Annotated in this window: 14 protein-coding genes; all 14 read left to right on the top strand. The window is 42.0% G+C overall.

Annotated elements, in window-relative coordinates; genetic code table 11:
* The coding region (locus HT697_RS10175; protein WP_205402776.1) for a hypothetical protein at positions 1–199 on the top strand (199 nt) is incomplete at its 5' end.
* Positions 200–216: 17 nt separating this feature from the next.
* The gene (rpsJ, locus tag HT697_RS08445; protein WP_001284513.1) at positions 217–525 is read left to right on the top strand and encodes a 30S ribosomal protein S10; all 309 of its coding nucleotides are present in this window, start codon (positions 217–219) and stop codon (positions 523–525) included.
* 82 nt (positions 526–607) lie between these two features.
* Positions 608–1234 carry a 50S ribosomal protein L3 gene (gene rplC, locus HT697_RS08440; RefSeq protein ID WP_000160197.1) on the top strand — a complete coding sequence of 209 codons (627 nt, stop codon included), beginning with the start codon at positions 608–610 and terminating at the stop codon, positions 1232–1234.
* Positions 1235–1258: 24 nt separating this feature from the next.
* Positions 1259–1882, top strand: coding sequence for a 50S ribosomal protein L4 (rplD, locus tag HT697_RS08435; protein ID WP_000024539.1), 624 nt, complete (start codon positions 1259–1261; stop codon positions 1880–1882).
* Positions 1882–2178, top strand: coding sequence for a 50S ribosomal protein L23 (locus HT697_RS08430; protein ID WP_001055347.1), 297 nt, complete (start codon positions 1882–1884; stop codon positions 2176–2178). Before rplD ends, HT697_RS08430 begins: the two co-directional genes overlap by 1 nt.
* Before the next feature lie 17 nt (positions 2179–2195).
* Positions 2196–3029 (top strand): 50S ribosomal protein L2, encoded by an 834-nt coding sequence (rplB, locus tag HT697_RS08425; RefSeq protein WP_000512910.1) that lies wholly within the window; start codon positions 2196–2198, stop codon positions 3027–3029.
* A gap of 103 nt (positions 3030–3132) precedes the next feature.
* Entirely contained in the window at positions 3133–3414 is a 282-nt protein-coding gene (gene rpsS, locus HT697_RS08420) for a 30S ribosomal protein S19 (protein WP_000533766.1), read from the top strand.
* An 11-nt stretch (positions 3415–3425) separates the two neighbouring features.
* Positions 3426–3770 (top strand): 50S ribosomal protein L22, encoded by a 345-nt coding sequence (rplV, locus tag HT697_RS08415; protein ID WP_000818137.1) that lies wholly within the window; start codon positions 3426–3428, stop codon positions 3768–3770.
* 12 nt (positions 3771–3782) lie between these two features.
* A complete protein-coding gene (gene rpsC / locus HT697_RS08410) occupies positions 3783–4436 on the top strand; it encodes a 30S ribosomal protein S3 (protein ID WP_000529936.1) in 654 nt (217 codons plus the stop codon).
* A gap of 3 nt (positions 4437–4439) precedes the next feature.
* Positions 4440–4853, top strand: coding sequence for a 50S ribosomal protein L16 (gene rplP, locus HT697_RS08405; protein ID WP_000960946.1), 414 nt, complete (start codon positions 4440–4442; stop codon positions 4851–4853).
* Positions 4854–4862: 9 nt separating this feature from the next.
* On the top strand, positions 4863–5069 hold the full coding sequence (gene rpmC / locus HT697_RS08400) for a 50S ribosomal protein L29 (protein WP_000772918.1): 207 nt from the start codon (positions 4863–4865) through the stop codon (positions 5067–5069).
* A 24-nt stretch (positions 5070–5093) separates the two neighbouring features.
* Complete coding sequence (gene rpsQ, locus HT697_RS08395; RefSeq protein ID WP_000440801.1) at positions 5094–5354, top strand: 30S ribosomal protein S17; 261 nt, start codon at positions 5094–5096, stop codon at positions 5352–5354.
* A gap of 25 nt (positions 5355–5379) precedes the next feature.
* Positions 5380–5748, top strand: a complete 369-nt coding sequence (gene rplN / locus HT697_RS08390) for a 50S ribosomal protein L14 (protein ID WP_000616545.1) — start codon at positions 5380–5382, stop codon at positions 5746–5748.
* A 78-nt stretch (positions 5749–5826) separates the two neighbouring features.
* On the top strand, positions 5827–6132 hold the full coding sequence (gene rplX, locus HT697_RS08385; RefSeq protein ID WP_000497691.1) for a 50S ribosomal protein L24: 306 nt from the start codon (positions 5827–5829) through the stop codon (positions 6130–6132).
* Positions 6133–6136 lie beyond the last annotated feature (4 nt).

The following is a 6136-nucleotide window of genomic DNA, read 5'->3' as shown; positions in this document are numbered from 1 at the left end:
AGTTTGGGAATTTACCCATCGCAAAAAAACGAAAAAACAGCAACAAATCCCTTGCAATCGCAGGGGCTTTGTGTTATTCTATTATGGTGCTGTAAATTACAGCCTTAGCTTTGATGCAAGAGGTTGCGACACGCTCGGTTGCATTGCCACGCAACACCGCGTCGGTTTTCTTGTGGAGCTAGCCTATTATCTTAAATAGACGAAAAGGAGAAAAAGATGGCAAACAAAAAAATCCGTATCCGTTTGAAAGCTTACGAACACCGTACGCTTGACACAGCGGCTGCAAAAATCGTAGAATCAGCTACTCGTACAGGTGCACAAGTTGCGGGTCCAATCCCACTTCCAACTGAACGTAGCCTCTACACAATCATTCGTGCGACTCACAAATATAAAGACTCTCGCGAACAATTTGAAATGCGTACACACAAACGTTTGATCGATATCGTTAATCCAACTCAAAAAACAGTTGATGCTTTGATGAAATTGGATCTTCCAAGTGGTGTAAACGTAGAAATCAAACTTTAATCTAAAGCTTGATACCTTGAGCATAAAAAACGCTCGTTAAAAACTTTTTGAATAAAAAATATAGAAAAGGAACTATTTTCTCATGACAAAAGGAATCTTAGGGAAAAAAGTGGGAATGACTCAAATCTTCACTGAAGCTGGCGAATTGATCCCTGTAACAGTTATTGAAGCAACTCCAAACGTTGTTCTTCAAGTTAAAACTGTTGAAACAGACGGATACAACGCTATCCAAGTTGGTTTCGATGACAAACGCGAAGTATTGAGCAACAAACCTGCTAAAGGACATGTAGCGAAAGCTAACACGGCTCCTAAGCGCTTCATTCGTGAATTCAAAAACGTTGAAGGCTTGGAAGTTGGTGCTGAAATCACAGTTGAAACATTCGCAGCTGGAGACGTTGTTGACGTAACTGGTACTTCTAAAGGTAAAGGTTTCCAAGGTGTTATCAAACGCCACGGACAATCACGTGGACCAATGGCTCACGGTTCTCGTTACCACCGTCGTCCAGGTTCTATGGGACCTGTTGCACCTAACCGCGTATTCAAAGGTAAAAACCTTGCAGGACGTATGGGTGGCGACCGCGTAACAATTCAAAACCTTGAAGTTGTACAAGTTGTTCCAGAAAAGAACGTTATCCTTATCAAAGGTAACGTACCAGGTGCTAAGAAATCTCTTATCACTATCAAATCAGCAGTTAAAGCTGGTAAATAATAAAGAAAGGGGAAATCAGTCACAATGGCAAACGTAACATTATTTGACCAAACTGGTAAAGAAGCTGGCCAAGTTGTTCTTAACGATGCAGTATTTGGTATCGAACCAAATGAATCAGTTGTGTTTGATGTGATCATCAGCCAACGCGCAAGCCTTCGCCAAGGAACACACGCTGTTAAAAACCGCTCTGCAGTATCAGGTGGTGGACGCAAACCATGGCGTCAAAAAGGAACTGGACGTGCTCGTCAAGGTTCTATCCGCTCACCACAATGGCGTGGTGGTGGTGTTGTCTTCGGACCAACTCCACGTTCATACGGCTACAAACTTCCACAAAAAGTGCGTCGCCTAGCTCTTAAATCAGTTTACTCTGAAAAAGTTGCTGAAAACAAATTTGTAGCCGTTGATTCTCTTGAATTTACAGCTCCAAAAACTGCTGAATTTGCAAAAGTTCTTGCAGCATTGAGCATCGATTCTAAAGTTCTTGTTATCCTTGAAGAAGGAAATGAATTCGCAGCTCTTTCAGCTCGTAACCTTCCAAACGTGAAAGTTGCAACTGCTACAACTGCAAGTGTTCTTGACATCGCAAATAGCGACAAACTTCTTGTCACACAAGCAGCTATCTCTAAAATCGAGGAGGTTCTTGCATAATGAATTTGTATGATGTTATCAAAAAACCTGTCATCACTGAAAGCTCAATGGCTCAACTTGAAGCAGGAAAATATGTATTTGAAGTTGACACTCGTGCACACAAACTTTTGATCAAGCAAGCTGTTGAAGCTGCTTTCGAAGGTGTTAAAGTTGCCAACGTTAACACAATCAACGTAAAACCAAAAGCTAAACGTGTTGGACGTTACACTGGTTTTACTAACAAAACTAAAAAAGCTATCATCACACTTACAGCTGATTCTAAAGCAATCGAGTTGTTTGCTGCTGAAGCTGAATAATCTAAGGAGGAAATATCGTGGGAATTCGTGTTTATAAACCAACAACAAACGGTCGCCGTAATATGACTTCTTTGGATTTCGCTGAAATCACAACAAGCACTCCTGAAAAATCATTGCTTGTTGCATTGAAGAGCAAGGCTGGTCGTAACAACAACGGTCGTATCACTGTTCGTCACCAAGGTGGTGGACACAAACGCTTCTACCGTTTGGTTGACTTCAAACGTAACAAAGACAACGTTGAAGCGGTTGTTAAAACAATCGAGTACGATCCAAACCGTTCTGCAAACATCGCTCTTGTACACTACACTGACGGTGTGAAAGCATACATCATCGCTCCAAAAGGTCTTGAAGTAGGTCAACGTATCGTTTCAGGTCCAGAAGCAGATATCAAAGTCGGAAACGCTCTTCCACTTGCTAACATCCCAGTTGGTACTTTGATCCACAACATCGAATTGAAACCAGGTCGTGGTGGTGAATTGGTACGTGCTGCTGGAGCATCTGCTCAAGTATTGGGTCAAGAAGGTAAATACGTTCTTGTTCGTCTTCAATCAGGTGAAGTTCGTATGATTCTTGGAACTTGCCGTGCTACAGTTGGTGTTGTCGGAAACGAACAACATGGACTTGTAAACCTTGGTAAAGCAGGACGTAGCCGTTGGAAAGGTATCCGCCCAACAGTTCGTGGTTCTGTAATGAACCCTAACGATCACCCACACGGTGGTGGTGAAGGTAAAGCACCAGTTGGTCGTAAAGCACCATCTACTCCATGGGGCAAACCTGCTCTTGGTCTTAAAACTCGTAACAAGAAAGCGAAATCTGACAAACTTATCGTTCGTCGTCGCAACGAGAAATAATATTAAACTAGTCGCTTAAGCAACTAGTAAATCCGCCAGCTCGGTAGCGCTCCATAGGAGCGCAAGCCGCTGTGGTACAACATTTAAAGGAGAAAATATAAAAATGGGACGCAGTCTTAAAAAAGGACCTTTCGTCGATGAGCATTTGATGAAAAAAGTTGAAGCTCAAGCTAACGACGAAAAGAAAAAAGTTATTAAAACTTGGTCACGTCGTTCAACGATCTTCCCAAGTTTCATTGGTTACACTATTGCAGTTTATGACGGACGTAAACACGTACCTGTTTACATCCAAGAAGACATGGTAGGTCACAAACTTGGTGAATTTGCACCAACTCGTACTTACAAAGGTCACGCTGCAGACGACAAGAAAACACGTAGAAAATAAGGAGAACATAAATGGCAGAAATTACTTCAGCTAAAGCAATGGCTCGTACAGTACGTGTTTCACCTCGTAAATCACGTCTTGTTCTTGATAACATCCGTGGTAAAAGCGTAGCCGATGCAATCGCAATCTTGACATTCACTCCAAACAAAGCTGCTGAAATCATCTTGAAAGTTTTGAACTCAGCTGTAGCTAACGCTGAAAACAACTTTGGTTTGGATAAAGCTAACTTGGTAGTATCTGAAGCATTCGCAAACGAAGGACCAACTATGAAACGTTTCCGTCCACGTGCGAAAGGTTCAGCTTCACCAATCAACAAACGTACAGCTCACATCACTGTAGCTGTTGCAGAAAAATAAGGAGGTAAAATCGTGGGTCAAAAAGTACATCCAATTGGTATGCGTGTCGGCATCATCCGTGATTGGGATGCCAAATGGTATGCTGAAAAAGAATACGCGGATTACCTTCATGAAGATCTTGCAATCCGTAAATTCGTTCAAAAAGAACTTGCTGACGCAGCAGTTTCAACTATCGAAATCGAACGCGCAGTAAACAAAGTTAACGTTTCACTTCACACTGCTAAACCAGGTATGGTTATCGGTAAAGGTGGTGCAAACGTTGATGCACTCCGTGCAAAACTTAACAAATTGACTGGAAAACAAGTACACATCAATATCATCGAAATCAAACAACCTGATTTGGATGCTCACCTTGTAGGTGAAGGTATTGCTCGTCAATTGGAGCAACGTGTTGCTTTCCGTCGTGCACAAAAACAAGCAATCCAACGTGCAATGCGTGCTGGAGCTAAAGGAATCAAAACTCAAGTATCAGGTCGTTTGAACGGTGCAGATATCGCCCGTGCTGAAGGATACTCTGAAGGAACTGTTCCGCTTCACACACTTCGTGCAGATATCGATTACGCTTGGGAAGAAGCAGATACTACATACGGTAAACTTGGTGTTAAAGTATGGATCTACCGTGGTGAAGTTCTTCCAGCTCGCAAAAACACTAAAGGAGGTAAATAACCAATGTTAGTACCTAAACGTGTTAAACACCGTCGTGAATTCCGTGGAAAAATGCGCGGTGAAGCAAAAGGTGGAAAAGAAGTAGCATTCGGTGAATACGGTCTTCAAGCTACAACTAGCCACTGGATCACTAACCGCCAAATCGAAGCTGCTCGTATCGCCATGACTCGTTACATGAAACGTGGTGGTAAAGTTTGGATTAAAATCTTCCCACACAAATCATACACTGCTAAAGCTATCGGTGTGCGTATGGGATCTGGTAAAGGGGCACCTGAAGGTTGGGTAGCACCAGTTAAACGTGGTAAAGTGATGTTCGAAATCGCTGGTGTATCTGAAGAGATCGCTCGCGAAGCGCTTCGTCTTGCTAGCCACAAATTGCCAGTTAAATGTAAATTCGTAAAACGTGAAGCAGAATAAGGAGAAGGCATGAAACTTAATGAAGTAAAAGAATTTGTTAAAGAACTTCGTGGTCTTTCTCAAGAAGAACTCGCGAAGCGCGAAAACGAATTGAAAAAAGAATTGTTTGAACTTCGTTTCCAAGCTGCTACTGGTCAATTGGAACAAACAGCTCGCTTGAAAGAAGTTAAAAAACAAATCGCTCGTATCAAAACAGTTCAATCTGAAGCGAAATAATAGACTAGGGAAGGAGAAATTTCAATGGAACGCAATAATCGTAAAGTTCTTGTTGGACGTGTTGTATCTGACAAAATGGACAAGACAATCACAGTTGTAGTTGAAACAAAACGTAACCACCCAGTCTATGGTAAACGTATTAACTACTCTAAAAAATACAAAGCTCATGATGAAAACAATGTTGCCAAAGAAGGCGATATCGTACGTATCATGGAAACTCGTCCGCTTTCAGCTACAAAACGTTTCCGTCTTGTAGAAGTTGTTGAAGAAGCGGTCATCATCTAATCAAACCTGAAAGGAGAAAACTGAAATGATTCAAACAGAAACTCGTTTGAAAGTCGCAGACAACAGCGGTGCTCGCGAAATCTTGACTATCAAAGTTCTTGGTGGTTCAGGACGTAAATTTGCAAACATCGGTGATGTTATCGTGGCATCTGTAAAACAAGCTACTCCTGGTGGTGCGGTTAAAAAAGGTGACGTTGTTAAAGCAGTTATCGTTCGTACTAAATCAGGTGCTCGTCGTGCTGATGGTTCATACATCAAATTTGACGAAAACGCAGCAGTTATCATCCGTGAAGACAAAACTCCTCGCGGAACACGTATCTTTGGCCCAGTTGCACGTGAATTGCGTGAAGGTGGCTTCATGAAGATCGTGTCACTTGCTCCAGAAGTACTTTAATTTTTAGAAACAAACTAGTCCCCTGGATTTACCTCCAGGGTGCCCTTATGGGCGTAAGAAAAATCAAGGAGAAACCTAATGTTTGTAAAAAAAGGCGACAAAGTTCGCGTAATCGCTGGTAAAGATAAGGGAACAGAAGCTGTTGTCCTTACTGCCCTTCCAAAAGTAAACAAAGTTATCGTTGAAGGTGTTAACATCGTTAAGAAACACCAACGTCCAACTAACGAACTTCCTCAAGGTGGTATCATCGAGAAAGAAGCAGCTATCCACGTATCAAACGTTCAAGTATTGGACAAAAATGGTGTAGCTGGTCGTGTTGGTTACAAATTTGTAGACGGTAAAAAAGTTCGCTACAACAAAAAATCAGGCGAAGTGCTTGATTAATCAC

It is taken from the genome of Streptococcus sp. 1621, assembly GCF_013276615.1.
Taxonomy (GTDB): Bacteria; Bacillota; Bacilli; order Lactobacillales; family Streptococcaceae; genus Streptococcus.
Note: the sequence above shows the minus strand (reverse complement) of the source record. Positions and strands in the feature narration are given on the sequence as shown.

Coding starts and splice junctions, on each gene's coding strand:
- rplX (WP_000497691.1), top strand. CDS start 5,827: ATGTTTGTAAAAAAAGGCGACAAAGTTCGCGTAATCGCTGGTAAAGAT.
- rpsQ (WP_000440801.1), top strand. CDS start 5,094: ATGGAACGCAATAATCGTAAAGTTCTTGTTGGACGTGTTGTATCTGAC.
- HT697_RS08430 (WP_001055347.1), top strand. CDS start 1,882: ATGAATTTGTATGATGTTATCAAAAAACCTGTCATCACTGAAAGCTCA.
- rplP (WP_000960946.1), top strand. CDS start 4,440: ATGTTAGTACCTAAACGTGTTAAACACCGTCGTGAATTCCGTGGAAAA.
- rplC (WP_000160197.1), top strand. CDS start 608: ATGACAAAAGGAATCTTAGGGAAAAAAGTGGGAATGACTCAAATCTTC.
- rplN (WP_000616545.1), top strand. CDS start 5,380: ATGATTCAAACAGAAACTCGTTTGAAAGTCGCAGACAACAGCGGTGCT.
- rpsS (WP_000533766.1), top strand. CDS start 3,133: ATGGGACGCAGTCTTAAAAAAGGACCTTTCGTCGATGAGCATTTGATG.
- rpmC (WP_000772918.1), top strand. CDS start 4,863: ATGAAACTTAATGAAGTAAAAGAATTTGTTAAAGAACTTCGTGGTCTT.
- rpsJ (WP_001284513.1), top strand. CDS start 217: ATGGCAAACAAAAAAATCCGTATCCGTTTGAAAGCTTACGAACACCGT.
- rplD (WP_000024539.1), top strand. CDS start 1,259: ATGGCAAACGTAACATTATTTGACCAAACTGGTAAAGAAGCTGGCCAA.
- rplV (WP_000818137.1), top strand. CDS start 3,426: ATGGCAGAAATTACTTCAGCTAAAGCAATGGCTCGTACAGTACGTGTT.